Genomic DNA, 23,846 nt, shown 5'->3' with positions numbered 1-23,846 from the left:
ACCCCACTCCACCACCCCACCCCACCACCGCGTGCCCCCGCCGGGCGGCCCGAGGGCGTTGTCGGACCGTCCGGCTACGCTGGGTGAGCACGGTGAAGGACCGTGGGGATCGTAACGGGGGAAAGACCATGCGGAGCGAGCAGCATCGTACGGAGCGACAGCGCATCGCGCGGCATCACGTCGACGACAAGACACTCGTGGCGGCGCGTACGGAGTTCGCGGCGCGGATCGGCGGGCAGGTCAGGAGCATGTCCCGGGCCGGGCGGATGGGGACCTGCGAGTGGCGGATCCTCGCGGGGGAGTTCCTCGACTATCTGGGGGCGCTCTCCGCGCTGACGCCCGGGCTGGACCGGGGGCGGGCCGGGGCCGAGGCGAAGGCGGTGCTCAGGGACGGAGCCGAGGCGGCGGCCGGGGCGGTCGCGTTCGCCGCGTACTTCCCGTACTCGCGGTTCGACATCATGCTGAGCTACGTCAACTTCGGGATGGGGTACGAGCCGGAGCGCGGCGCGGTGCGGGAAGCACTGGACGACCTCGCCGCCTTCGAGTGGATCGACGCGTTCTGCCTCGTCGTCCTCGCCGACAAGGCCGCGTCGCACGGCGAGGCGTTCCACTTCGCCCGGGAGCCGTTCAGCGGCGGCGACGGGGCGGAGGACACGGGCGGGGTGCCCTCCGTCGAGCTGGTCAGGGGGCTCATGGCGTACGTCCTCGGGGATATCGGGGACGAGGAGGCGCCGTATCCGCCTGGCGACCAGGAGAAGCTGGCCGCCATCGACGCCGCCCTCGGGCGGATCCGGGCGCGGGCGGAAGCCCGGGGCGAGGCGCTGCTCGAACGGGGCGACAGCCTTGCCCTCCGGGGGCTGCGGGCGCTGGCGGCCGGTGACCGGGACGCGTTCGACCGGGAGTTGACCGGGCTGCTGCTCGCGCACCGGGAGACCCCGGGGCACCACGGCCGGCCCCGCACCCTGCTGCCCCTCGTTCCGCTCGCGCTCGCCGCGCTCGCGTACCGGGGGCCCGGCTGGCTGCCCTCCGTCGAGACGGACTACCTGCCCCGCGCCCTGGTCACCGGCTTCGCGGACCAGGGGCCACGCGTCGGCGGGCTGGGGCGGGAGCGCCGCCCGGACGCGGTGGCCGCGCTGGCGGACGGCGGGCGCCTGGCGGTGGCGCGGCCGGAGAACCCCCGGCCGGTGAACCCGGAGAGCGAGGCCCTTTTCGCCAAGTACACTCGGGAGGCGCTCGAACCGGGCGACGGCAAGCAGCCCTCCGCCCGCCGGATCGCCTGGGCCCTGCGGTACCAGGAGATGCTGTTCACCGGACGTGCCGCGCTGGCCGACGATGTCGACGACGCCCAGTGGGCCACCCTGCGGCTGGCCTCACAGATGGGCGCTGCTCTCTTCCGTATCGCGGAGGCCGAGCCGGGCACCGAGGCCGAAGTGACCGTCGAGGGGCGCACGGTGCGCTGCCCGGCCTCCCGGGGAGAGGACGAGGCGGGGCCCGGCATCTGGCGGAAGGCCGCCTCGTACGCCCTGATCTCGGGCGTACGCGAGGACCTGGCGCCGCTGATCCGGACCGGCCCCGCGTTCGTCGCCCGGGACCGGGGCGCGTTCCCCTCGTACAACGAGGCCCTTCACGCCCAGCTCGCGGGCGCGGACCCCCGCCCGGCCATGGAACGGGCCCTGAGGGAGGTGGAGAAGGCCGAGGACTGGGGCGTTCTCGCACCCCCGGCGGTGCTCCTCTCCCAACTGGTCGCCGGGGACGAGGAGAGCTTCACCCTGGCCCTGGCCGACGCCCTCGAAGCCCACCGCGCCCACTACCAGGTCGGTGACCGCGCGGACGACCCCGACGCGGCCCTCAACCTCGACATCCTCGCCCTGACCTGCCACGCCCGCCGCCAGGCGGGCCACCTCATACGCGTCGACTCCCCCTACCTTCCGCCCCGCCTCCTCGCCGCCGCGACACCCCGGTAGCCCGGTAGCCCGACCCTTGCCCACTGCCCACTGCCCACTGCCCCTTGCCCCCTTGGGCCTTGTCCCTTGAGCCTTCGCGGCCCGGGGGTAGGGTCGCCGTCGGACAGGACCGACGGCGGGGCGGGGGATGTTGTGATCTGGATAGGTCTGGTGGCTCTGGTGGCGGCGGCGATCTGCGGCTTTCTGGCGCGCGTCGCCTCCGTCCGGGCCCGCGTGATGGAGAGCACCGAGACCCTTCCGGCGCGGGACCTGAGCGCGCTGCACGAGGCGGCGGTGGAGGCCGCGGGCAAGGGGCACTTCCGGTACCGCTCGGAGATCGTCGGCGAGGCCCGCCCGCCCGAGAACGGTGCCCTGCGCTCCGAGCTGGCGGGGCTGGAGTGTGTCTGGCACAGGCACCGGATCACCCGCAAGTACGAGGAGACCTATCGCGACAGCGAAGGCAACCGCAAGCGGCGGACCCGCACCCAGGTGCTCTCCGAGCACTCCAGCTCCACCGCCTTCTTCGTGCGGGACGCCACCGGGCAGGTGGTGATCCACCCCGGTGAGCACGAGGTGGTCGGGGCGGAGAAGGTGCTCGACCGCTTCGACGCGCACAGCAGGGGCGGTCACCGTCTGGAGATCGGCCCGCTGAGCCTGGACCTCGGCGGTGGCGACGGGACGATCGGCTTCCAGCGGGAGGAGTGGCTGGTCCGCCCCGGCAGCCCGTTCTATGTGCACGGTGAAGCCACCGACGCCGACGGCGGGCTGGCCGTGACGGCGCCGGCCGAGGGCGGCCTCTTCATCATGTCGGTCAAGTCCGAGAAGGAACTGCTCCGCCGCGAGAACAACAAGGTCCTCGGCTTCGGCATCGGCACGGCCGTCACCGCCGTCGCCGGAGCCGTCCTCCTGGTGCTCGGCATCATTTACTGATCCCGGCCATGGGCCGGCCCGGCCGGTCCGCTACGGCTCCAGGATCACCTTTCCCGTCGTCGCCCGGGTCTCCAGTGCGTGGTGTGCCCGGGCCGCCTCCGCCAGGGGGAAGCGGTGTACGGCGGGGCGGAGGCGGCCGGCCGCCGCCTCGGCCAGGGCCCGGGTCTCCAGGGTGCGGAGGTCGCCGCCCGCCTTCCGGACCATCGCCGGGCCCAGGACGGAGTGGGAGGTGATGCCCCGGTCCGCCAGTTCCGCTTCGGTGAAGGTCAGCGGGGTGCCGTTCAGGAGGCCCGTACCCGTCCAGCCGAAGACGATGTGGCGTCCGCCCCTGGCCAGGAGGCCGACCGCGGCACGGCCCGCCTCGCCGCCCACCGAGTCGAAGACGACCGTCGCCCCCCGGCCGGAGTGGCGGTCGCCCAGGTGCGCCCGTACCTCCTCCGGCCAGGTGGGGCGCAGGTAGTCGACGGCCAGGTCGGCGCCGTTGGCGGCGACCCGGGCTGTCTTGGCCGGGCCGCCCGCCAGGCCGATGACGGCGGCGCCCGCGTTCTTCGCGTACTGCACCAGCAGCGTGCCGATGCCGCCCGCGGCGGCCGGTACGAGGGCGATGTCGTCCGGGCCCAGCGGCGCGAAGAGCAGGATGCCCAGCGTCGTACGGCCCGTGCCGACCATCGCGACCGCCTCGGCCTCGTCCAGCCCGGCCGGGATCTCGTGGAGCCGGGCGGCGTCGGTGACGGCGAGTTCCGCGTACCCGCCCGGGACCATGCCCAGGTGGGCCACGACGCGCTTGCCGAGCCACCCGGGGCCGACCCCTTCGCCCAGCGACTCGACCGTCCCCGCGACCTCCCGTCCCGGGATCGTGGGCAGCTCGGCCGGGGCGGGGAACGGACCCCGCGCGCCCTCGCGCAGCGCGGTGTCCAGGACATGAACCCCCGCCGCGCGGACGGCGATACGGACCTGACCGGGGCCCGGAACCGGGTCCTCCGCCGGCTCGTACGTCAGGTTCCCGGCCGGGCCGAAGGCGTGGAGGCGTATCGCGTGCATGGGGGCTCCGTGGGTGAGTGGGGTTGGGTGGAGTGGAGTGGAGTGGAAGGGGCGGTGCGGAGTCCAGGGTTCTGCCTCAAGTTTGGTTGAGGTCAAGGGGGTGTCCGGGGTCGGATGGGGTGCCGTCGGGCTCGTGGAGCGGGGCGCACTCCGGGGCGATGTCAGTGCCGTAGGCCACCATGGGGTCATGGCGAGGAAGACGGCGAAGAGCGGGGTGGCGGCGGCACGGCGCGCGGAGGTGCGGCTCCCGCCCCTGAGTCCTTACCGGGGGGATCTGGAACCGGACGGGGATTACGACGGCCTGGAGTTCACCGGCCTGGATCTGCGCGGGCAGACGGGGCGGGGCGCGCGGTTCATCGACTGCGCGCTGCGCGAGTGCGCCTTCGACGAGACGGCGCTGGGGCGGGCGCGTTTCGTCGACTGCGTCCTCACCAAGGTCCGGGGCGTGGGGACGGATCTGGCGGAGGCGTCCCTGCGGGATGTGGAGGTGGTGGACGCGCGGCTGGGCGGTACGCAGTTGCACGGCGCGACGCTGGAGCGGGTGCTGATCAGAGGCGGCAAGGCCGACTATCTGAACCTGCGCAAGGCCCGGCTGAAGGACGTGGTCTTCGAGGGGTGCGTGCTGGCCGAGCCGGACTTCGGGGGAGCGGAGCTGGAGCGGGTGGAGTTCCGCGACTGCGTGCTCCGGCGGGCCGACCTGAGCGGGGCCCGGCTGAAGGACGTCGATCTGCGGACCGTTTCGGAGCTGGACATCGCGCGCGGCCTGGACCGGCTGGCGGGGGCGGTCATCAACTCGGCACAACTGCTGGATCTCGCCCCGGCGTTCGCGGCGCAGATCGGAGTCAGGGTGGAGGACTGAGGGACGGGGGAGGGGGGTACGTCGTGGGCCCCGGCCTGGGGGGAGAGACCGGGGCCCACGCGGTAATTCCGGGGCGCGCCGAGAAGGGTGGGGGGAGGAAACGGTCGCCCGTTTCCCTCGGCAGTGCCCCGGCAGTCACCATCTGCCCGGGAAGGCGGGAGCTACGCCTGCCGACACGCGAAACCATGAGTGGGCTGTGTGGTGACTGTGAGGTGACTCTGTGCGCACCAGGGGGGCCTGAGGGATGCGCGGGGGTACGGCGCCGGGAATGCCCCGGGGGTACGGCTCCGGGGATGCCCCGGGGGCATCCGACGTCAGCAGCGGGGGAAGCGGCTCTGGAGGTCCCAGACGGCGGGGTTGTCGGCGAGGCCGTCATGGAGATCGGTGAGGTCCGCGATCAGGTCGTGGAGGAAGTCCCGGGCCTCCCGGCGCAGCAGCCGGTGGCTGAAGGTGAGCGGCGGCTCGTCGCCGGGCAGCCACTCCGCCTCGATGTCGACCCACCCGAACCGCCGCTGGAAGAGGATCCGGTCCGCCGACTCGGTGAAGTCCAGCTCGGCGTATTGCGGGGTCGAGGAGCGGCTGCCCCGGGGATCCTGGTCGATCCGCTCGACGATGTCGCACAGCGCCCACGCGAAGTCGAGCACGGGCACCCACCCCCACGCCGTGGACACCTCACGGTCGGCGGAGGTGTCGGCGAGATAGACGTCCCCGCAGAACAGGTCGTGCCGTAGCTCCTTGACCTCCGCGCGGCGGTAGTCGGTCTGCGGGGGGTCGGGGAAGCGCCGGGAGAGGGAGTAGCCGATGTCGAGCACATCCTGATGGTCCCATGACCCCGCCGCGCCCCCCACGGCCGTACGGACCTCGGGGCCTGCCGGGCACAGGCAGATGACCCGGCGGCAGATATCTGCGGGGCGCGCCGGGCGGGGGGGCGAGGTGCGGGGACCCGGCCGGAACCGGGGCCCCGCACCTGCTGATCAGCGCTCGAAGCCTCCGAAGCCTCCGAAGCCTCCGAAGCCTCCGAAGCCTCCGAAGCCTCCGAAGCCTCCGAAGCCTTCGGAGCGCTCAGCCGTCAGCCGTCAGCGCTCCGCGCTCAAAGCGTTCAGGCCCTTCGGGACTTCAGCCCTTCAGGACTTCAGACCCTTCAGGGCCTCAGAGGTTGACGCCGAAGTCCGTCGCGATGCCCACCAGGCCCGAGGCGTAGCCCTGGCCGACCGCGCGGAACTTCCAGTCCGCGCCGTTGCGGTACAGCTCGCCGAAGACCATCGCCGTCTCCGTGGCGGCGTCCTCGCTGAGGTCGTAACGGGCGATCTCCTCGCCGCCGTTCTGGTTCACGACCCGGATGAACGCGTTCCGCACCTGGCCGAAGTTCTGGCCGCGCGTCTCGGCGTCGTAGATCGAGACCGGGAAGACGATCTTGTCGACCTCGGCGGGCAGCGCCGCCAGGTTGACGTTGATCGCCTCGTCGTCGCCCTCGCCCTCGCCCGTCCGGTTGTCACCCGTGTGGACGATCGACTGGTCGGGCGTGGCCTTGTTGTTGAAGAAGACGAAGTGACCGTCGGAGACGACCTTCCCGCCGTCGTTCACCGCGATCGCCGAGGCGTCGAGGTCGAACTCCACGCCGGTGGTCGTGCGGACGTCCCAGCCGAGGCCGACCGTGACGGCGGTGAGGCCCGGGGCCTCCTTGGAGAGCGAGATGTTGCCGCCCTTGGACAGGCTGACAGCCATGGGGTGTCCCTTTCATCGTCGTCTGAGGGCTTCGAGTGGACCCGAAGCAACCGTCATCCGGCATAACGCGGCCCAAGGCCCCCAGGGTTCCAGTCCCTTTGCATTCTTTACCTTGTGGCCGATCCGGTACGGGTGTGGCCGAGAGGCACCCTGCGGGGAGGCGGCGCACGGGCCCGGACAGACACACAGGCCTGGATAAAGAGGCGGCGCACGGGCCCGGACCAACGCACAGGCCCGGATAAAGAGGTGACGCGCGGGCCCGGACAGGCGACCATGGAGGCATGTCCGGGCCTCCTCATGTCATCCGCGGCTCGGTCTCCCTGCCGGAGGCCGAGCTGATGTGGCGTTTCTCGCGCTCGTCGGGGCCCGGCGGCCAGCACGTCAACACCAGTGACTCCCAGGTGGAGCTCCGCTTCGACCTGGCGGGGACCGAGGCCCTGCCACCGGTGTGGAAGGAGCGGGCGCTGGAGCGGCTCGCGAACCGGCTGGTGGACGGCGTGGTCTCGGTCCGCTCCTCCGAGCACCGCTCCCAGTGGCGCAACCGGGAGGCGGCGGCCGTCCGGCTCGCCGCGCTGCTGGCCGAGGCGACGGCTCCGCCGCCGCGCCCCCGCCGCAAGACGAAGATCCCGCGCGGGATCAACGAGCGCAGGCTGCGCGAGAAGAAGCAGCGCGCCCAGACCAAGCGCGGACGCACCGGCCGCGACTGGTAGGGCGCGGACGCGGCGGCGTACGGCGTACGGTGCCGGTTCCGCCGACCCCGCCGGCTACCCCGTTCCAGCCCGTCCCCTGCCCCCGTCCCGTACCCCCGCCCCCTGCTCCGCTCCCTACCCCCGCCCCAACTGCCGGTACTTCCCCTTGAAGTACGTCAGCGGGCCGCTCTCCCCGCTCGACACCTCCGCCGTCAGCACCCGGCCGATCACCAGCGTGTGGTCCCCCGCCTCCACCCGCTGCTCCGTACGGCACTCCAGCGTCGCCAGCGCGCCCTCCACCAGCGGCGCCCCGCTCACCGGGCCCCGGCGGCTCGGGAGGTCCTGGAAGAGCAGCCGGTCGCTGATGCGGCCCTTCATCGCGAACCGGCCCGCGATGTGCCGCTGGTTCTCGGCGAGCAAGGACGCGGCCCACAGCGGCTGTTCCGCGAGCAGGTCGTCCATCCGGGAGCCGGTACGGAGGCTGACCAGCACCAGGGGCGGGTCCAGCGAGACCGAGAGGAAGGCCGTCGCCGTCATGCCCGCGTCCTCGCCGCGCGGGCCCTCCGCGCTCAGGGCGGGTTCATGCGCCGTCACCAGCACCACACCCGCGGCCAGCCGGGCGAGGGCCGCGCGGAACTCGTCGTCACTCACCCCCTCAGCATGGGGGACGTCATCGGTGCGGGGGGCTGAAGTCGTCTGGGACACGGGGGAGACGCTAGTCTCGGCCCTTCCGCATCCGCATCGGGCCAGGGAACCAGCCAGGTCCTAGGACCGGACTCGGCCCCCGCGCCCGGAGCCAGCAGAACTTGGCGTCCGCAAAGGGGCGGAAGCGCTTCCGCCGGATCTGCCGCCCCACCTCGGGCCCCGCACCGGCCGGTGTGACTTGAGACACAGAGAGGGGCAATTGTTGACCCTGTGTACCGGGCGCACAGCTCGCTGTGATTCAGTTGCGAGGACAGTGCGAGGACAGTGCGAGGGCAGTGCGCGGCGGTGCGGGGCAGTGCGCGGGGGAGTGCGGGCGGTGCCGCGGAGGGCAGTGCCGCACAAGCGCCGATGAGAGTCGAATTCCGGAGTTGCTGTCGAGGTCTCGGGGAGAGCGAGCAATGGAGACCGAGTCGGAGCCGTATGTCCGTCTTGCGACCCTGCGGCAATTGCACCAGGCCGTCGCGGAGCTCAACACGGCCCGCAGCCTGGCGGACACCCTCCAGACCGTCGCCGACGGCGTCGTCACGGGGCTCGGCTACGGCCTCGCCTGCGTCAACATCGTCCAGGCCGACAACGACCTGGTCGTCGCCGCCTTCGCCGGGTCCGCCGCCGCCGAGGCCCTGATCACCGGCCGGGTCGGCTCCCGCACCTCCTGGGAGCGCCGCCTCGCCATGGGGCAGGCCTGGGGCGATCTGCGGTTCATCCCGCACACCGAGGGCTGGGTGCTGCTGGAGGACGACGTACCGCAGTGGTACACCGAGGGCCCCGAGCCGCGCTTCGAGGACGAGTGGCACCCCGCCGACCGCCTCTACGCCCCCATGTACTCCTCGCCCCGCAAGGACCCGCCGGCGCACGCCGCCGGGCGCGGCGGCGAGCTGCTCGGGGTCATATCCGTCGACCGGCCGCGCGGTGGCCGCCGGCCGGGCCCCTGGGGGCAGGAAGCGCTCCAGATGTACGCGTCCCAGGCGGCCATTGCGATCGGCAACGCCCGGCTGCGCGCAAACATGCAGCGCGCCCTGGTCCGGCTCGAACGCGAGAAGGCGCTGCTCCGGGCGAGCGAGGAATCCTTCCGCCAGGCCTTCGAGTACGCGCCCAGCGGCATGGCCGTCGCCGAGATGGGCGGCGACCAGCACGGCCGGCTCATCCGCACCAACGACGCGCTCTGCCGGCTGCTGGGCCGCCCCGCCTCCGCCATGCGCCGCTTCGCCTTCTCCGACCTCGTCCACCCCGAGGACCTCACCACCCTCCTCCACACCTCCGCCGAGGGCGGCCGGGCCGAGCTGCGGCTCGAACGCCGGGACCGCAGCTATGTCTGGGTCTCGCTGCGCAACTCCGTCGTCGCGGACACGGAGGGCGGCCCGCGCCTCCTTCTCACCCACGTCGAGGACATCGAGGAGCGCAAAGGGCGCGAACTCCAGCTCGCCCACCGGGCCTCGCACGACTCCCTCACCGGCCTCCCCAACAGCGCCGAACTGCGCTCCCGCCTCAGCGCCCGGATCTGCTCCCGCCCGTTCACGGCGCGCGACCGGGACCTGGAGCGGGGGCGGGAACGCGGGCGCGATAACGATGTCGAGAAGGTCGACGCGGCGTACGGAGGGTACGGGGGGTACGGGGCGGCCGGTCCGCCCGCCGAGCCGGGGAGTTACGAAGCCCACGCGGGCCACGGCGGCCACGGCGGCCCCGGGGCGTACCCGGGACACCAGGGCATGGCCGGCTACGAACCCGGCTATCTCCCGGGCGACCCCGGCGCCCTCGGCCCCGCCTCCCTCGGGACCGGTCCCGGCCAGGACGGGTACGAGGAGTACGGCGGCCACCGGGGCGGCGTACGCGACGGCGGCCTCGTACCGCCGCCGTTCGGCTCCGGCCCGTACGGTTCCGGCTCGTACGGCTCCGGTTCCTTCGGCTCCGGCTCGTACGACCATCACGATCACCATGTCCATCTGGTCGCGCCCGCCGAGGGCGAGGTGGACGACGGGACGAAGGGCCTCGCGGTGCTCTTCTGCGACCTCGACGGCTTCAAGTCCATCAACGACCGCTTCGGCCACAACACCGGGGACGAGGTGCTGATCGAGGTCGCGCGCCGGCTCACCACCGGCGTACGGGACGGGGACACCGTCGCCCGGCTCGGGGGTGACGAATTCGTCGTTCTCGCGGACGGCCTCGGCTCGGCGGACGCCGCCGACCTCGCCGTGCGGCTGCGGAACGCCATCATCCCGCCGATCCGGGTGGACGGCAGGGCGGTCCGCGTCGGGGCCAGTTTCGGTATCGGCTGGGCCAGTTGCGGCATGACGGTCGAGGAGGTCCTGCAATCCGCCGACCAGCGCATGTACGTCGAGAAGCGCTCCCGCAAGCAGGTCCAGCGGCGGGCCGGTTGACACCGGGCCCGGCGCGTGGCCCGGCGCGTCCCGGGCGGACTCCGGGGGAGTCGTGGTGACCGGTACGGGACCGTCGGCTGATCGGGACAGGGCTGGGACATGTCCGCGATCGGTTGTTCACCCAGGGGCCGCAGACTGGCAGCCACCCGTCAAGATCCGTCCGTAGGCTTGCCCGTACGAGGTAGGCTCGGCCGGTCGGCGACGCTGGCGAGACGGTAAGGAGTGACCACCGATGACGGCCGGGAACAACGGCGCGAACAGGCCCGAGGACGACGACCCGTTCGGCTACCTGTACGAGGACGGGCAGGCGGCGGCGGGCGCGGGCCAGCGGCGCCAGGGCGGTTACGGTTACCCGGGTCCCGCCTCCCAGCCGGGCGTCCCGAGGACGTCGTACAACCAGGTCAGGGCGGTCGGCGAGCGCCAGTACGGCGGCCCGCAGGCGACCCAGCAACAGCAGGCCGGGTACGGCCAGCAGCAGTACGGCCACTCCCCGTACGGCCAGCAGACCGCCCAGCAGCAGGCCCCCGCCGCCCAGCAGCTCCCGGGCCAGCGCGGCGGCCACGGTGGCCACGGCGGTGGCGGTCGCGGCGGACGCGGCGAAGGCCCCAACACCAGGGGGCTGCTGATCGGAGCGGTCGCGGTCGTCGCGGTCGTCGTGATAGGCATCACAGCGGCGCTGCTCTCCAGCGGCGACGACAAGAACACCGACGCCGGCGCGGGCAACACGGACCCGGGGACCTCCGTCGGGCAGTCCCCGGACGCGAGCTCCTCCGCGTCCGCCGACGGCGGCGGTGACGGCGACAGCGAGGGCGGCGACTCGTCCAAGGACGGCATCGGCCTCCCCAAGCAGGACGCGGCCACCCTCCAGCTCGGCCCGCCCGCCGCGCTCGCCACCGACGTCAAGGGCGCCCAGGGCACCAACGGCTCCTATGTGACCGGCTTCAACGCGGTCGGCGCCTCGGTGACCTGGACCGCCGACATCGAGAAGGCCGGCAGCTACGCGCTCTCCGTGCGCTACTCGATCCCGGCCAAGGACGCCAACGCCACGCTCACCGTCAACGGCAAGGCGAACAACTCCCCGCTCGGGCTGAAGAACTTCATCAACTCCGACGACCCGGACCTGGCGAAGAACTGGCAGACCACGTGGGCGCCGGTCGAGCTGGAGAAGGGCAAGAACACCCTGAAGATCTCCTGCGAGGAGGGCAACCAGTGCGATGCCATCCTCGACTGGCTTGAGGTCACGCCCCCGAAGAGCTGACGCCGGTCCGGCCCTCCGGCTCCCTCCCCACCTCCGTCACCGTGACGCGCGGCAGCAGTTCCTCGTAGACGCGCGCGTCGAACTCGCCCGCCGCCGGGGCCCGTACCGTCGCCGTCGACAGGGCGACCGCGCGGGTCAGCCTGGCCGGCCAGGGCAGGCGTTCCACCAGGCCCGAGAGGAGCCCGGCCACCGCCGAGTCGCCCGCGCCGGTGGGGTTGCCGTGCGCCGGGCCCGGGGGCGCCGCGCGCCAGGCGCCCTCCGGGGTGACCGCGAGGAGCCCGGCCGGGCCGAGCGAGGCGACGACCGTATGGGCGCCGCGCCGCCGGGCGTCGTACGTGGCGCCCAGCGGGTCGTGGGAGCCGGTGAGCCGGGCGAGTTCCTCGGCGTTCGGCTTGAGGAGGTCGGGGCGGGCGGCGACGCCCCGGCGGAGCGGTTCGCCGCTGGTGTCGAGGAGTACGGGGACCTTCGCGGCCCGGGCCCGCCGCACCAACTCCCCGTACGCGCCCACGTGCAGGCCCGGCGGGAGGCTGCCGCAGAGGGCCACCGCCTCGGCGCCCGCGCGCAGCAGCCGTTCGTAGTGGGTGAGGAAGCCGGTCCACTCGGCGGCGGAGACGACCGGGCCCGCCTCGTTGAGCTGAGTGGTCTCGCCGGTCGAGGCGTCCACGAGGGCGACGGTGCGGCGGGTCGCCCCGGCGATCGGCAGCAGCGCGTCCACGGGCCGCAGGGAGCGGCCCCGGCCCCGGCTGCCGTCCCGCCCGTCTCCCCCGTCCCGCCGGTCTCTCCGCTCCGTCCGCTCCGCCCTCTCCGTCCTCTCCGGCCCTTCCGGCCTCTCCGGCCCTTCCGGCCCTTCCCGCCGGGCGAGCAACTCCCGTACGACATCGCCGGTCCGGCCGCCCGCGAACCCCGTCACCACGGTCTCGTGCCCGAGCGCCGCCAGCACCCGGGCGACGTTCAGCCCCTTGCCGCCGGGCCGTTCGACGACCTCGTGGACGCGGTGGGTGGCGCCCGGGAGGAGCGCGGGTGTGCGGTACGTGATGTCCAGCGCGGTGTTGAGCGTCACCGTGAGGATCATCCAGCCCCCTGCCTGGCCTGGGGACGGGTGCCCGCGCGTACGGGCCCGGCGGCGTGGCCTCCGGCGGCGTGGCCGTCGGAGGCGTGGCCCGCGGCGGCCGGGCCGGCCGGGGCCCGGTCACCGGCCGCTGGCCCGCCGGTGCGCCAGCCCGCCGGCCCGCCGGTCCGTCGGCCCCGCCGGTCCCGTCAGCGTCAGTTCCCCGTCACTGTCAGTGTGGTCGTCAGGCAGTATGGCCGTCAGGGCACCCGCGGGTCGACCACCCAATCCCCCTTGTACAGAACGCCCTTGAGCCGGAACCCGGCGTCCAGCACCACCGCGTCCGCGTCCTTGCCCGGCTCCAGCGAGCCGACCCGGTCGTACAGGCCCAGCAGCTTCGCGGGGTTGGCGGAGAGCGCCCGTACGACATCCTCGACCGGCAGCCGGTCCACCGTCGCCGCCCGCCGGAACGCCGTGTCCTGCGTCAGCGTCGAGCCCGCGATCGAGCCGCCCTCCACCAGCCGGGCGACCCCGTCCGTCACCTCGACGGCGAGCGGCCCGAGCTGGTAACGCCCGTCGCCGAAGCCCGCCGCGTCCATCGCGTCCGTCACGAAGGCGACCCGGTCGGCGCCCGCGCGGTGGAACGCCAGCTCCAGGGCGGCCGGGTGGAGATGCGTGCCGTCGTTGATCAACTCGACGGTGACCCGGCCGTCTTCGAGCAGCGCGGCGATCGGCCCGGGGGCGCGGTGGCCCAGCGGCGGCATCGCGTTGAAGAGGTGGGTGGCGACGGTCGCGCCCGCGTCGATCGCCTCCACGGTCTGCTCGTACGTCGCGTCCGTGTGCCCGATCGCGGCGATCACCCCGTGCTCGGCGAGCAGCCGTACGGAGTCGACGCCGCCCGGGAGTTCGGTGGCGAGGGTGACCATCTTCGCCGTACCGCGCGCCGCGTCGAGCAGCTTCCGCACCTCGGCCGGGTCGGGGTGGCGGAGCAGCGCCTCGCTGTGGGCGCCCTTGCGGCAGGGCGAGATGAAGGGGCCCTCGAAGTGGATCCCGGCGAGGTCGCCCTGCTCGACCAGTTCGGAGAGGAGCCCGGCGCGCTGGGCGAGGAAGTCCATCTCGCCGGTGACGGTGGAGGCGACGAGGGTGGTGGTGCCGTGCGTACGGTGCGTACGGACCCCGTGGAGCACGTCGTCCACGGAGCCGGAGGTGAAGGAGGCGCCGCCCCCGCCGTGGTTGTGGAGGTCGACGAAGCCGGGCACGAGCCAGTGCCCCGTCAGGTCGACCGTGGCGGCGCCGGCCGGGGCGTGCCCCGCGATCCTCCCGTCCTGGACGATCACCCGGCCCCCGTCCACGACCCCGGTGGGCAGCACCACCCGAGCACCGGTGAGAACGAAGGGCACACCGGGCACGGCCGGCCCGCCGGCTGCGTCGGATACGGCACGAACGGCCATCAGGCGGTTACCTCCGGGGCGAGGGAATGGGGCTGGGACGGGGGACGAGGGACAGCGGGATCCGGGGGAGCCTGCGGATCCACCGGCGGAGTCGCCGGATCCGGAGACGAGGGAGGAGCCGGCGGAGGAACCGGGGACGAGGAAGAAACCGAGGACGAGGAGGAAGAAACCGAGGACGAGGAGGAAGAAACCGAGGACGAGGAGGAAGGAACCGAGGGGGATGGCGCATCCGCAGCGTTCGCCAGGTCCCAGGCCAGCAGGCCCGCGCCCAGGCAGCCCGCCGCGTCCCCCAGTTCCGCCGGGACGATCGCGGGAAGGTGCTGGAAGGTGACGCGTTCCGCCACCGCCGCGCGCAGCGGCGTGAAGAGCGTGTCGCCCGCCTCCGCGAGGCCGCCGCCGATGATCAGGGTGCCGGGGTCGAGCAGGGTCAGGGCGGTGACCAGCCCGGCGGCGAGCGCGTCGACCGCGTCGCGCCAGACCCGTACGGCCGCCGGATCGCCCGCCTCGACGGCCCGCGCGCACCCGGCCGCTTCCGCCGCCGGGTCGCCGCTCGCCCGCCGCCACGCGCGGGTCACCGCCGCCGCCGACGCCAGCGTCTCCAGACAGCCGCGCTGCCCGCAGCCGCACGCGGGCCCGTCCGGGCGGACCACCACATGGCCGATCTCGCCCGCCGCCCCGTGCGCGCCCGCCTCGATCGCGCCGTCGACCCCGATGGCCCCGGCTATCCCCGTCCCCAGCGCCAGGAAGAGGAACCGGTCGCTCCGCCGGCCCGCGCCGAGCCGGCCCTCCGCGAGCCCTCCGGTCCGTACGTCGTGCCCCAGCGCCACCGGTACGCCGCCCAGCCGCGCCCCGAGCAGATCGCGCAGGGGTACGTCGCGCCAGCCGAGGTTCGCCGCGTACACCGCGATGCCGCGCTCCGCGTCGATGATGCCGGGCACGGCGAGGCCGACGGCCACCGCGGTCCGCCCGAAGCGCTCGGCGCCGTAAGCGCGCAGCTCCGCGGCGAAGCCGAGGATGGACTCGACGACGGCCTCGGGGCCGCGCTCCCGGCCGGTCGCGCGCCGCGCCTCGTGGAGCAGCGCGCCGTCCGCGCCGACGAGGGCGGCCTTCATCCCGGTGCCGCCCACGTCCAGGGCGATGACGTGGCTCACCTGCCGGCCGGGTTCGACGTGGTGGTCGTGGCTGTCGGATCTCACGGGGACAGTGTCCCGCGTGAAGAGCCGAAAGGTCTAGTCCACTACGCCGACATCGTTCCATGTCGGCCCCGCACTGCCGCCATGGCGCCGGATTGTTGCCTTGGCATACAAAAAGCGGAACGGCTTCCGGGAAATGAGACGTTGCGGAAGCGCAACCGCTCTTTGGTGGACCCCCAGCCATGGGATGGGGGAAAATCGCTGACCAATACGTGATAACAGTGCGTCACGAGGGACCGGTAGGGGCCTTACGCGCGACGAAAGAACGATTAAAGGGCGGGGAACAGAGCTGTGCGACCTCTGCGAGCTGTGCGAGCAGTGCCACCGACACGACAGCGCCATCGGGCGATCGCCGCGGCCGTGGCCGCACTGGCCCTGACGGCGCCCCTGACCGGGTGCGGCGCCACCACCGCCGCCGGGAAGGTCACGCTCAAGGTGGTCGCCGCGGAGTACGGCACCAACTCCGAGGACAGTTCCAAGAATTACTGGGAGTCGCTCGCGAGTTCGTTCGAGGCCGAGCATCCCGGAATCAAGATCGACGTATACATACGCCCCTGGAAGACGATCGACAGCGATGTCGCCACGATGGTCAAGGAGGGCAAGGCCCCCGACATCGCGCAGATCGGTTCGTACTCCAACTACGCGAAGGCCGACCAGCTCTACGCTGCCGACGAGCTTCTCTCCATACCCACCCAGGCGAACTTCCTCGACCAGCTCTCCCAGGCCGGTGAGGTCAACCGCATTCAGTACGGGATGCCGTTCGTCGCCTCCACCCGGCTGCTCTTCTACAACAAGGACCTCTTCTCGAAGGCGGGCGTGAGCGCCCCGAAGAACTGGGACGACATCAAGTCCGACGCCCAGGCGCTGAAGGCACAGGGCGTGACGACCCCGCTCGCGGTGCCGCTCGGCACGGAGGAGGCGCAGGGCGAGACCCTGATGTGGCTGCTGGCCGGGGGCGGCGGCTACACGGACACCGCCGACGGCTCGTACAACATCGACTCGCCCGCGAACGTCAAGACCTTCACCTGGCTCCAGGGCCTCGTCGGGGCCGGGCTGACCGGCCCGGTCAAGCCGGGCGACCTGGACCGGGCGACCGCGTTCAAGGCGTTCACCAGCGGCCAGGTCGGCATGCTGAACGGGCACCCGACGCTGATGAAGGAGGCGGTGAAGCGCGGCGTCAAGGTCGGCATGGTGCCGCTGCCGGGGCCGAACGGCGGGGCGAAGTCGTCGGTGGGTGTCGCGGACTGGGTCATGGCGTTCAAGCAGAACGGCCACCGGAGCGAGATCGGCAAGTTCCTGAACTTCGCGTACGAGGACAAGAACGTCCTGGACTTCGCCGGCCAGTACGACCTGCTGCCGGTCACCTACAGCGCCAACGAGGCGATGCTCGCGGACCCGGAGCACCAGGACCTGAAGACGTTCCTGACGGCGCTGCCCGACTCGGAGCTCTTCCCGTACGGCAAGAACTCGTGGTCGTCGGTGAGCGAGAGCTTCAAGAAGAACATCGGCAAGGCGGTCGAACCGGGCGCGAGCCCCGAGGCGGTCCTGTCCCAGATAGCGAAGGACGCGTCGGCGGCGGAGGCCGCCGAGTAACGTGGAACGACCATGACCACCACCCCACCGCCCGCCAGCACCCCCGGGGCGCCCGAAGCGCCCGGCGCTCCGGAAGTGGCCGAGGCTTCAGAAGCGGCCGAGGCTTCAGACGCGTCCGGTGTCCCGGGGACGCCCGGTCTCTCCGCCCGGGATCGTGCCGTGCTCGCCGTGGAGCGGCGCGGCTGGCCGGGGCCCGGGGCCAAGGAGCGGGAGATCCGCGAACGCCTCGGGCTCTCCCCGACCCGCTACTACCAGCTCCTCAACGCACTGCTGGACGACCCGAGAGCCGCCGAGCACGACCCCGTCACGGTGAACCGGCTCCGCCGCGTACGGGCGGCCCGCCGAGAGCGCTGGTAGCGGCCCTGGTCCACGGCCCGCACGGCCCACGGCCCAGCCGCTCGACCACGCGCCCCTCCCCACCCCGCCCCGCTAGGGTCGACCCCATGGCCACCCAACCGAACTCCCTCCCGAACTCCCTCCCGCAGCCCGCCACCCCCGCCGGAGCCGAGGGCCTGGCCGCGCTCCTCGCCCGCCCCGCCCGCGCCGTCGTCGCGCTCGACTTCGACGGCACGCTCGCCGAGATCGTCCCCGACCCCGAACAGGCCCGCGCCCACCCCCGCGTCCTCCCCGCCCTCACCGCGCTCGCTCCGCGCCTCGCCTCCCTCGTGGTGATCACGGGGCGCCCGGCGGAGGTGGCGGTACGGTACGGCGGCTTCGCCGGGGTACCGGGCCTGGAACACCTCGTCGTCCTCGGCCACTACGGCGCCGAGCGCTGGGACGCCGTCTCCGGTACGGTCCACGCCCCCGTCCCGCACGAGGGCGTCGCCGCCGTCCGCGCCGAACTCCCCGGATTCCTCGCCGGCTCCGGCGCCCCGTCCGGCACCTGGATCGAGGAGAAGGGCCGCGCGGTCGCCGTCCACACCCGCCGCGCCGCCGAACCCCAGGCTGCCTTCGAGGCCCTGCGCGCCCCCCTCACCGCCCTCGCCGCCCGCCACGGCCTGATCGTCGAACCGGGCCGCCTGGTCCTGGAACTCCGCCCCCCGGGCGTCGACAAGGGCGCCGCGCTGCTCTCGTACGTCCGCGAGGTGGACGCCGAGACGGTCCTGTACGCCGGCGACGACCTGGGCGACCTCCCCGCCTACGCCGCCGTCGAGAGCCTCCGCGCCGAGGGCCACCCGGGCCTCCTGGTCGCCAGCGGCACCGAGGTCCCCGACCTCACCACCCGAGCCGACCTCACCCTCCCGGGCCCGGCCGCCCTCGCCGACTTCCTCGCCGCCCTCGTACCGGCGATGCGCTGACCGTGGTTTCCGCCGCGCCTCGGCCCCGTGCCGCGCCTCAGCCCCGTACCCCCCGCAGCGCGTTCAGCTGGTCCAGGAACCAGCGCTGCGGGGGAAGGGCCGTCGCGGCTTCCGCCAGGCGTTTCGCGCGGGCGGTGCGGTCGGGGGCGGGGAGGGTCAGGGCCTCGTGGAGGGCGGTGGCGGTGGCGGTGATGTCGTACGGGTTGATCACCAGCGCGTCCCCGCCCAGCTCGGCGCAGGCGCCCGCCTCCCGGGAGAGGACCAGGGCGCAGCCGCGCTCGGAGAGGACCGGGATCTCCTTCGCGACCAGGTTCATGCCGTCCCTGATGGGGTTGACCAGCGCCACGTCCGCCAGCCGGTACGCGGCCAGCGAGCGGGCGAAGTCGTCCTGGACATGGAGGACGACCGGGGTCCAGCCGGGGGTGGACAGCTCGGTGTTGATCTCCGTGGCGACCCGTTCGACCTCCGCCGTGTATGCGCGGTAGATCTCCAGGTCCTGCCGGGAGGGGTAGGCGAACGCCACATGGACCACGCGCTCGCGCCATTCGGGGTGGTCGGTCAGGAGCTGCCGGTACGCGTGCAGACCGCGCACGATGTTCTTGGAGAGCTCCGTACGGTCCACCCGGACGATCGTCTTCCGGTCGGTCCCCTCCGGGGTCCTGCCGATCTGCTCGCGCAGCGCCGCCATCCGCTCGGCCACATCGGGGCGGTGCGCGCGCTCGCGCAGGAAGTCGCCGTCCGCGCCGAGCCCGTGCACCGCGAGGGCGGTACGGCCGCCGGCCGGGCCCGGGGGCTGCCCTTCGCCGCCGTGGGGGTAGGTGAGGTACGTGTCCCCCGTGGCCTCCCCCGCCGGTCCCGTTGTCGTCAGGCCGCGCCCGGCCAGCACCGCCTCGGCGCACTCCCGGAACGCGTCCGCCCACCGCCGGGTCAGGAACCCCAGCCGGTCCGCCCCGAGCATGCCCAGCAGCAGCCGCTCGGCGATGTCGTCGGGGAGCAGCCGGAAGTACGCGGCCGGGGCCCAGGGCGTGTGCGAGAAGTGGCCGATCCGCAGGTCGGGCCGGAGCGCCCGGAGCAGCCCGGGGACGAGCGCCAGGTGGTAGTCCTGCACCAGCACCGCCGCGCCCTCGGCGGCCTCCTCCGCCAGCGCCTCGGCGAAGGCGCGGTTGTACGCCTCGTACGCGGCCCAGCGCGCCCGGAACTCCGGGCCGAAGGACGGCTCCAGCGGGGTCTGGTAGAGCATGTGGTGGACGAACCAGAGGGTGGAGTTCGCGATGTCGTTGTACGCCGCCGCATAGACCCCCGGGTCGATGCCGAGCATCCGTACCCGCTGCCCGCCGGTGTCCGCCGGGTCGAGGCGGCCCCCCGTACCCCGGACGGCCTCCCGGTCGCCGTCGCCGAGGGCCGCGCAGACCCAGAGGGCGTCGTCACCGGAGCCGATCGCCGACAGGCCCGACACCAGCCCGCCGCCGCCCCGCTTGGCCACCAGGGCGCCGTCCGCGCCCCGGGTGTACGAGACGGGGCCCCGGTTGGACGCCACGAGCACGCGGGCAGCGGGAGCCGGCGGAGGGGTGGACGGTGCGGTCTCCATGCCGCGAAACCTAGCCCGTGCGGGAAACGCTCAAACGTACGGGACGTGTGATGTCCCCGGCTCCTGAGGGGCGCCTGCGTCCGGTCCCGGGCGGCCCCGTGCGAGGCCGCCCGGGACCCGGCGCAGGTCACGCCGCGCGGCGTGCCGGGTACTCGGCGATCTCCCGCATCGGCGGGCGCTCCTCCGTGTCCACCGGGTGTGTGTACGGTACGAAGCCGTCCGCGCCCCGTTCGAACTGGGTGAGCCGGGGCCGCGTCAACGGGCCCCGCTGGAGGCGGAGCTGGGCCGTCCGGTAGATCGCCGCGGCCATCCGCCCCAGCGCCCGGTCGTCCTGGTGGCGGTGGAGCCGTACCCCCACATCGACCTGGGCCAGCGCGTCGAGCCCCACCGTGTGCAGCGCGTCCACCAGCAGGCCCAGCTCCACCCCGTACCCCACCGGGAACGGCAGCCGCTCCAGCAGCGAGCGGCGGGCCGCGTACTCCCCGCCCAGCGGCTGGACGAAACCGGCCAGCCGGGGCCAGTGCAGATTGAGCAGCGGGCGCGCCACCAGCTCGGTCACCCGGCCGCCCTGCGCCGCGACGCCGGGGCCGCCGCCCCTGCCGGGTCCGCTGCCGGGACCCATGCCGGGGCCGCCGCCGGCGGCGGTTCCGTCGGGCGTCGGGTGCAGCGGGCGGTCGTACATCGCCTTCACGAAGTGCACCTCGGGGTCGGTGAGCAGCGGGCCCACGATCCCGGAGACGAAGTCCGGCGAGAACTCCCGCAGGTCCGCGTCGACGAAGCAGACGATGTCACCGCTGGTCACCAGGAGCGACCGCCAGAGCACCTCGCCCTTGCCGGGCAGCGCGGGCAGCCGGGGCAGGATCGCGTCCCGGTGGACCACCCGGGCGCCGGCCGCCGCGGCGACCTCGGCCGTACGGTCGGTGGAGCCGGAGTCGATCACCACCAGCTCGTCCACGAGCCGGATCCGCTCCATCAGCTCGCGCCGTATCACGCCGACGATCGCACCGACCGTGGCCTCCTCGTCGAGCGCGGGCAGGACCACGCTCACCGTGGCGCCGCGCGCCGCCTTCGCCGCCAGGAGCTGTTCGGGCGTACGGTCCGCCGCCGACCAGGAACGCCTGGTCAGCCACTGCTCCACCTCTTCCAGCACCCTGGACACTCCCCTGCTGTGCTTTCCTCGAAAGTGATCCATCTCGCGGTGCGGACGACTATCTCAACCCTCCGCACCTTCGGTTACAGTCTTGAACAAGGCCAGTGACCATCGCATGCCGGGGTGGCGCAGGCCGGACAGACACAACGCGACAGACGTGCGTGACAGACGTACGCGCCAGACATAAACGCACCGGATCCAGCTCCGGTCGCCATAGCGCTCATCCAGAGGGACAGAGGGAACGGCCCGTTGAAGTCCCGGCAACCCTCCCGCCGACCGCGAGGTCACGGTGGGGAAGGTGCCAATTCCGTCTCGTGGCGAAGTACGTCGCGAGGAAGATGAGGAGAAAGGGCCTCGCCATCATGGCTGTGCAGACCGTCCAGAGCGGAACCGACGCCACCGGAAACGGTACGGAAGCGGTCGGAAGCGGTACGGAAGCCGCCGGGAGCACCGGGAGCGCCGGAAACGCCACCATCGATCTCGGGCCCGCCACCGCGCTCTCCTGCCGCGAATGCGGCGAGCGCTTCGGCCTCGGCCCCATCTTCGCCTGTGTGAGCTGTTTCGGGCCGCTCGAAGTCGCGTACGACCTGCCGGGCGGGGACCCCGAGGAGCTGAAGAAGCGCATCGCCGAGGGCCCGGACAACATCTGGCGGTACGCGCCGCTGCTGCCCGTCCCCGCCGACGTCGCCGCCAAGCCGAGCCTCAACCCCGGGTTCACCAAGCTCGTCAAGGCCGACAACCTCGCCCGTGAGCTGGGCATCACCGGCTCGCTCCACATCAAGGACGACTCCGGCAACCCGACGCACTCCTTCAAGGACCGCGTCGTGGCCATCGCCGTCGAGGCGGCCCGCGCCTTCGGCTTCACCACCCTCTCCTGCTCCTCCACCGGCAACCTGGCCGGCGCCGTCGGCGCCGCCGCCGCCCGGGCCGGCTTCCGCTCCTGCGTCTTCATCCCGCACGACCTGGAGCAGGGCAAGGTCGTCATGGCCGCGGTGTACGGGGGCGACCTGGTCGGCATCGAGGGCACGTACGACGACGTCAACCGCTTCTGCTCGGAGCTGATCGGCGACCCGCTGGGCGAGGGCTGGGGCTTCGTCAACGTCAACCTGCGGCCGTACTACGGCGAGGGCTCCAAGACCCTCGCGTACGAGATCTGCGAGCAGCTCGGCTGGCGGCTGCCCGACCAGATCGTCATCCCGATCGCCTCCGGCTCCCAGCTCACGAAGATCGACAAGGGGCTGCGGGAACTGATCAAGCTCGGTCTGGTCGAGGACAGGCCGTACAAGATCTTCGGCGCCCAGGCCCAGGGGTGCTCGCCGGTCTCCACCGCCTTCAAGGCCGGGCACGACGTCGTACGGCCGCAGAAGCCGGACACCATCGCCAAGTCCCTGGCGATCGGCAACCCGGCCGACGGCCCGTATGTGCTGGACATCGCGCGGCGCACCGGCGGCGCGGTGGAGGACGTCGACGACGAGCAGGTCGTGGACGCCATCAAGCTGCTCGCGCGGACCGAGGGCATCTTCGCCGAGACCGCGGGCGGGGTGACCGTCGGCGTGACGAAGAAGCTCATCGAAACCGGTCTGCTCGACCCGTCGCTCACCACCGTCGTCCTCAACACCGGGGACGGGCTCAAGACGCTGGACGCCGTGGCCCCGACGACCGGCCCCTCCGCGACCATCCGCCCGAGCCTGGACGCGTTCCGCGCCGCGGGGCTCGCGGGTGCGGGTGGCGAGGGCGCGGCGGCGGGCTGACGGCCGTACGGTTGCCCGGAACTTTCCGTTCCGGGCGATCCGGAGGACTCGTACCCCCGTACGAGGGGCACGCTGTACGACGTTGTGCGCGTGCCACCTGATCGTCCGCTCTCCGCACGCAGACCCGCCCCACTTCGCAGAAAGGTTCACCACCATGAGCGTCAAGGTCCGTATCCCCACCATCCTCCGCACCTACACCGGTGGCCAGGCCGAGGTCCCCGCGGAGGGCACGACCCTCTCCGAGGTCATCCAGTCGCTGGAGGCCAACCACCCGGGCATCTCGGGGCGGGTCCTGGACGACGACGGCAAGCTGCGCCGCTTCGTCAACGTGTACGTGAACGACGACGACGTCCGTTTCGAACAGGGCCTGGAGACCGCGACCCCGGCGGGCGCGGGCGTCTCCATCATCCCGGCGGTCGCCGGCGGCTGACGCGTGCCCGGGACGCCGTGATGTGCGTTCTGTGACGGAATCGGTCCTCTCCGCAAGAGAAGCGGAGGGGACCGTTCTACATGGTTGAGCACGGTAGAGTAGGGGAACGCCCTCCCCTTCCTCCCCTGTCGGCCGCTCGGAACGCGAGCGAGAACGCGACAAGATGAGGGCAAAGTCCTGGTGCCTTTCGCGGCGTACGTACGCTTTGCCCGGCCCGACTTGCCCCGGAGCGTGGTGTATTCAGCGCTATGCGTGTTCGGCCACGCCCAGATTTCTCGTCCGATTGACCTGTTGCAGAGGGCAGTTGGGCAGATACATTCAGCCGCGGTCGACGCGTTCCGGCGCGAAGTATGGCCCCCTGTAAGGGCCAGTAATAGGGGAGTTGGCATGGCTCAGGGCACCGTCAAGTGGTTCAACGCGGAGAAGGGCTACGGCTTCATCGCGGTCGACGGTGGTGCGGATGTATTCGTCCACTACAGCGCGATTCAGATGGACGGTTACCGCACCCTTGAAGAGGGTCAGCGAGTGGAGTTCGAGATCTCGCAGGGCCAGAAGGGTCCGCAGGCGGACATGGTCAAGCTCGCCGTCTGATCCCGGCGCGATCGGCCACCGACGCATCTGCACGCACTCACGCATGTGGGGCCCGCATCCGACACGGATGCGGGCCCCACATGCGTGTGCCCCCCTCAAGTAGACGCTTGCACTCTAAGGTGCCGAGTGCTAATTATTGGCGTTAGCACTCTCCGAGTGAGAGTGACAACTGAGGACCGGGTCGGTGAGGCCCCGAGGGCTGGTGGAGCAATGAACCACCGGCGCTCA

The 23,846-nt window shown here is 72.7% G+C and carries 20 protein-coding genes, 1 pseudogene and 1 riboswitch; of the genes and pseudogenes, 12 read left to right on the top strand and 9 right to left on the bottom strand.

Translation table 11 applies throughout. The annotated features are described in order from the left end of the window. Nucleotides 1-128 precede the first annotated feature (128 nt). A complete protein-coding gene (locus AB0O07_RS17650; protein ID WP_365633703.1) occupies nt 129-1,964 on the top strand; it encodes an Imm49 family immunity protein in 1,836 nt (611 codons plus the stop codon). 132 nt (nt 1,965-2,096) lie between these two features. Beyond that, entirely contained in the window at nt 2,097-2,873 is a 777-nt protein-coding gene (locus AB0O07_RS17645; RefSeq protein ID WP_365633701.1) for a GIDE domain-containing protein, read from the top strand. Between the two features lie 30 nt (nt 2,874-2,903). On the opposite strand, the gene AB0O07_RS17640 is transcribed toward AB0O07_RS17645, so the two are convergent. Next, the gene (locus AB0O07_RS17640) at nt 2,904-3,914 is read right to left on the bottom strand and encodes a zinc-binding dehydrogenase (protein WP_365633697.1); all 1,011 of its coding nucleotides are present in this window, start codon (nt 3,912-3,914) and stop codon (nt 2,904-2,906) included. A 187-nt stretch (nt 3,915-4,101) separates the two neighbouring features. Between AB0O07_RS17640 and AB0O07_RS17635 the strand changes: the two genes are divergently transcribed. Further along, nucleotides 4,102-4,773 (top strand): pentapeptide repeat-containing protein, encoded by a 672-nt coding sequence (locus AB0O07_RS17635; protein ID WP_365633694.1) that lies wholly within the window; start codon nt 4,102-4,104, stop codon nt 4,771-4,773. 314 nt (nt 4,774-5,087) lie between these two features. Here AB0O07_RS17635 and AB0O07_RS17630 read toward each other — a convergent pair whose 3' ends face one another. Both AB0O07_RS17630 and AB0O07_RS17625 read right to left on the bottom strand, forming a co-directional pair. After that, nucleotides 5,088-5,585 (bottom strand): hypothetical protein, encoded by a 498-nt coding sequence (locus tag AB0O07_RS17630; protein ID WP_365633691.1) that lies wholly within the window; start codon nt 5,583-5,585, stop codon nt 5,088-5,090. A 337-nt stretch (nt 5,586-5,922) separates the two neighbouring features. Beyond that, nucleotides 5,923-6,498 (bottom strand): TerD family protein, encoded by a 576-nt coding sequence (locus AB0O07_RS17625; protein ID WP_365633688.1) that lies wholly within the window; start codon nt 6,496-6,498, stop codon nt 5,923-5,925. A gap of 281 nt (nt 6,499-6,779) precedes the next feature. On the opposite strand from AB0O07_RS17625, the gene arfB reads away from it, so the two are divergent. Continuing rightward, nucleotides 6,780-7,208, top strand: a complete 429-nt coding sequence (arfB, locus tag AB0O07_RS17620; protein ID WP_365633685.1) for an alternative ribosome rescue aminoacyl-tRNA hydrolase ArfB — start codon at nt 6,780-6,782, stop codon at nt 7,206-7,208. A gap of 114 nt (nt 7,209-7,322) precedes the next feature. Here the strand turns inward: arfB and AB0O07_RS17615 are convergent, their stop codons facing one another. Continuing rightward, nucleotides 7,323-7,838: a flavin reductase family protein gene (locus AB0O07_RS17615; RefSeq protein WP_365633681.1), complete on the bottom strand. Its 516-nt coding sequence runs from the start codon at nt 7,836-7,838 to the stop codon at nt 7,323-7,325. A 452-nt stretch (nt 7,839-8,290) separates the two neighbouring features. Here AB0O07_RS17615 and AB0O07_RS17610 point away from each other — a divergent pair, with 452 nt between their 5' ends. Next, complete coding sequence (locus AB0O07_RS17610; protein ID WP_365633678.1) at nt 8,291-10,267, top strand: diguanylate cyclase; 1,977 nt, start codon at nt 8,291-8,293, stop codon at nt 10,265-10,267. A 232-nt stretch (nt 10,268-10,499) separates the two neighbouring features. Continuing rightward, nucleotides 10,500-11,525, top strand: coding sequence for a CBM35 domain-containing protein (locus tag AB0O07_RS17605; RefSeq protein WP_365633675.1), 1,026 nt, complete (start codon nt 10,500-10,502; stop codon nt 11,523-11,525). Here the strand turns inward: AB0O07_RS17605 and AB0O07_RS17600 are convergent. The 3 genes and pseudogenes from AB0O07_RS17600 to AB0O07_RS17590 form a co-directional block, all read right to left on the bottom strand. Next, nucleotides 11,506-12,597 (bottom strand): 1-phosphofructokinase family hexose kinase, encoded by a 1,092-nt coding sequence (locus tag AB0O07_RS17600; RefSeq protein WP_365633672.1) that lies wholly within the window; start codon nt 12,595-12,597, stop codon nt 11,506-11,508. The genes AB0O07_RS17605 and AB0O07_RS17600 overlap by 20 nt on opposite strands. A gap of 236 nt (nt 12,598-12,833) precedes the next feature. Beyond that, nucleotides 12,834-13,973, bottom strand: a complete 1,140-nt coding sequence (nagA, locus tag AB0O07_RS17595; protein WP_365633669.1) for an N-acetylglucosamine-6-phosphate deacetylase — start codon at nt 13,971-13,973, stop codon at nt 12,834-12,836. Nucleotides 13,974-14,266: 293 nt separating this feature from the next. Next, nucleotides 14,267-15,136 (bottom strand): annotated as a pseudogene (locus AB0O07_RS17590) (ROK family protein); the annotation flags it as partial. A 441-nt stretch (nt 15,137-15,577) separates the two neighbouring features. On the opposite strand from AB0O07_RS17590, the gene AB0O07_RS17585 reads away from it, so the two are divergent. The 3 genes from AB0O07_RS17585 to otsB all read left to right on the top strand — a co-directional run bounded on the left by AB0O07_RS17585 (nt 15,578) and on the right by otsB (nt 18,108). Then, nucleotides 15,578-16,810, top strand: coding sequence for an extracellular solute-binding protein (locus AB0O07_RS17585; RefSeq protein WP_365633667.1), 1,233 nt, complete (start codon nt 15,578-15,580; stop codon nt 16,808-16,810). Between the two features lie 12 nt (nt 16,811-16,822). Beyond that, entirely contained in the window at nt 16,823-17,167 is a 345-nt protein-coding gene (locus AB0O07_RS17580) for a DUF3263 domain-containing protein (protein WP_365633664.1), read from the top strand. Between the two features lie 86 nt (nt 17,168-17,253). Then, complete coding sequence (otsB, locus tag AB0O07_RS17575; RefSeq protein ID WP_365633661.1) at nt 17,254-18,108, top strand: trehalose-phosphatase; 855 nt, start codon at nt 17,254-17,256, stop codon at nt 18,106-18,108. Nucleotides 18,109-18,145: 37 nt separating this feature from the next. Here the strand turns inward: otsB and AB0O07_RS17570 are convergent, their stop codons facing one another. Further along, nucleotides 18,146-19,696 (bottom strand): trehalose-6-phosphate synthase, encoded by a 1,551-nt coding sequence (locus AB0O07_RS17570; RefSeq protein WP_365633658.1) that lies wholly within the window; start codon nt 19,694-19,696, stop codon nt 18,146-18,148. A gap of 127 nt (nt 19,697-19,823) precedes the next feature. After that, nucleotides 19,824-20,846 carry a glucosyl-3-phosphoglycerate synthase gene (locus AB0O07_RS17565; protein ID WP_365633656.1) on the bottom strand — a complete coding sequence of 341 codons (1,023 nt, stop codon included), beginning with the start codon at nt 20,844-20,846 and terminating at the stop codon, nt 19,824-19,826. Between the two features lie 217 nt (nt 20,847-21,063). Next, nucleotides 21,064-21,191, top strand: a riboswitch (SAM riboswitch). Between AB0O07_RS17565 and thrC the strand changes: the two genes are divergently transcribed. From thrC to AB0O07_RS17550, 3 genes are all read left to right on the top strand, one after another. Beyond that, on the top strand, nt 21,185-22,597 hold the full coding sequence (gene thrC / locus AB0O07_RS17560; RefSeq protein ID WP_365633653.1) for a threonine synthase: 1,413 nt from the start codon (nt 21,185-21,187) through the stop codon (nt 22,595-22,597). (Overlaps the previous riboswitch by 7 nt.) Nucleotides 22,598-22,751: 154 nt before the next feature. After that, nucleotides 22,752-23,027 (top strand): ubiquitin-like small modifier protein 1, encoded by a 276-nt coding sequence (locus AB0O07_RS17555; protein ID WP_365633651.1) that lies wholly within the window; start codon nt 22,752-22,754, stop codon nt 23,025-23,027. 387 nt (nt 23,028-23,414) lie between these two features. Continuing rightward, complete coding sequence (locus AB0O07_RS17550) at nt 23,415-23,618, top strand: cold-shock protein (RefSeq protein WP_005315736.1); 204 nt, start codon at nt 23,415-23,417, stop codon at nt 23,616-23,618. Nucleotides 23,619-23,846 lie beyond the last annotated feature (228 nt).

Source organism: Streptomyces sp. NPDC093085, assembly GCF_040683935.1.
GTDB lineage: Bacteria > Actinomycetota > Actinomycetes > Streptomycetales > Streptomycetaceae > Streptomyces.
The sequence above is the reverse complement of the archived record's forward strand: the minus strand, read 5'-3'. Positions and strand labels throughout refer to the sequence as shown.

Excerpts from the sequence above, each read along its gene's own strand:
- AB0O07_RS17570 (WP_365633658.1), bottom strand. The coding sequence starts at position 19,696 with ATGGAGACCGCACCGTCCACCCCTCCGCCGGCTCCCGCTGCCCGCGTG.
- AB0O07_RS17610 (WP_365633678.1), top strand. The coding sequence starts at position 8,291 with ATGGAGACCGAGTCGGAGCCGTATGTCCGTCTTGCGACCCTGCGGCAA.
- AB0O07_RS17605 (WP_365633675.1), top strand. The coding sequence starts at position 10,500 with ATGACGGCCGGGAACAACGGCGCGAACAGGCCCGAGGACGACGACCCG.
- AB0O07_RS17625 (WP_365633688.1), bottom strand. The coding sequence starts at position 6,498 with ATGGCTGTCAGCCTGTCCAAGGGCGGCAACATCTCGCTCTCCAAGGAG.
- otsB (WP_365633661.1), top strand. The coding sequence starts at position 17,254 with ATGGCCACCCAACCGAACTCCCTCCCGAACTCCCTCCCGCAGCCCGCC.
- arfB (WP_365633685.1), top strand. The coding sequence starts at position 6,780 with ATGTCCGGGCCTCCTCATGTCATCCGCGGCTCGGTCTCCCTGCCGGAG.
- AB0O07_RS17640 (WP_365633697.1), bottom strand. The coding sequence starts at position 3,914 with ATGCACGCGATACGCCTCCACGCCTTCGGCCCGGCCGGGAACCTGACG.
- AB0O07_RS17650 (WP_365633703.1), top strand. The coding sequence starts at position 129 with ATGCGGAGCGAGCAGCATCGTACGGAGCGACAGCGCATCGCGCGGCAT.
- AB0O07_RS17600 (WP_365633672.1), bottom strand. The coding sequence starts at position 12,597 with ATGATCCTCACGGTGACGCTCAACACCGCGCTGGACATCACGTACCGC.
- AB0O07_RS17580 (WP_365633664.1), top strand. The coding sequence starts at position 16,823 with ATGACCACCACCCCACCGCCCGCCAGCACCCCCGGGGCGCCCGAAGCG.
- thrC (WP_365633653.1), top strand. The coding sequence starts at position 21,185 with ATGAGGAGAAAGGGCCTCGCCATCATGGCTGTGCAGACCGTCCAGAGC.
- AB0O07_RS17550 (WP_005315736.1), top strand. The coding sequence starts at position 23,415 with ATGGCTCAGGGCACCGTCAAGTGGTTCAACGCGGAGAAGGGCTACGGC.
- AB0O07_RS17555 (WP_365633651.1), top strand. The coding sequence starts at position 22,752 with ATGAGCGTCAAGGTCCGTATCCCCACCATCCTCCGCACCTACACCGGT.
- AB0O07_RS17635 (WP_365633694.1), top strand. The coding sequence starts at position 4,102 with ATGGCGAGGAAGACGGCGAAGAGCGGGGTGGCGGCGGCACGGCGCGCG.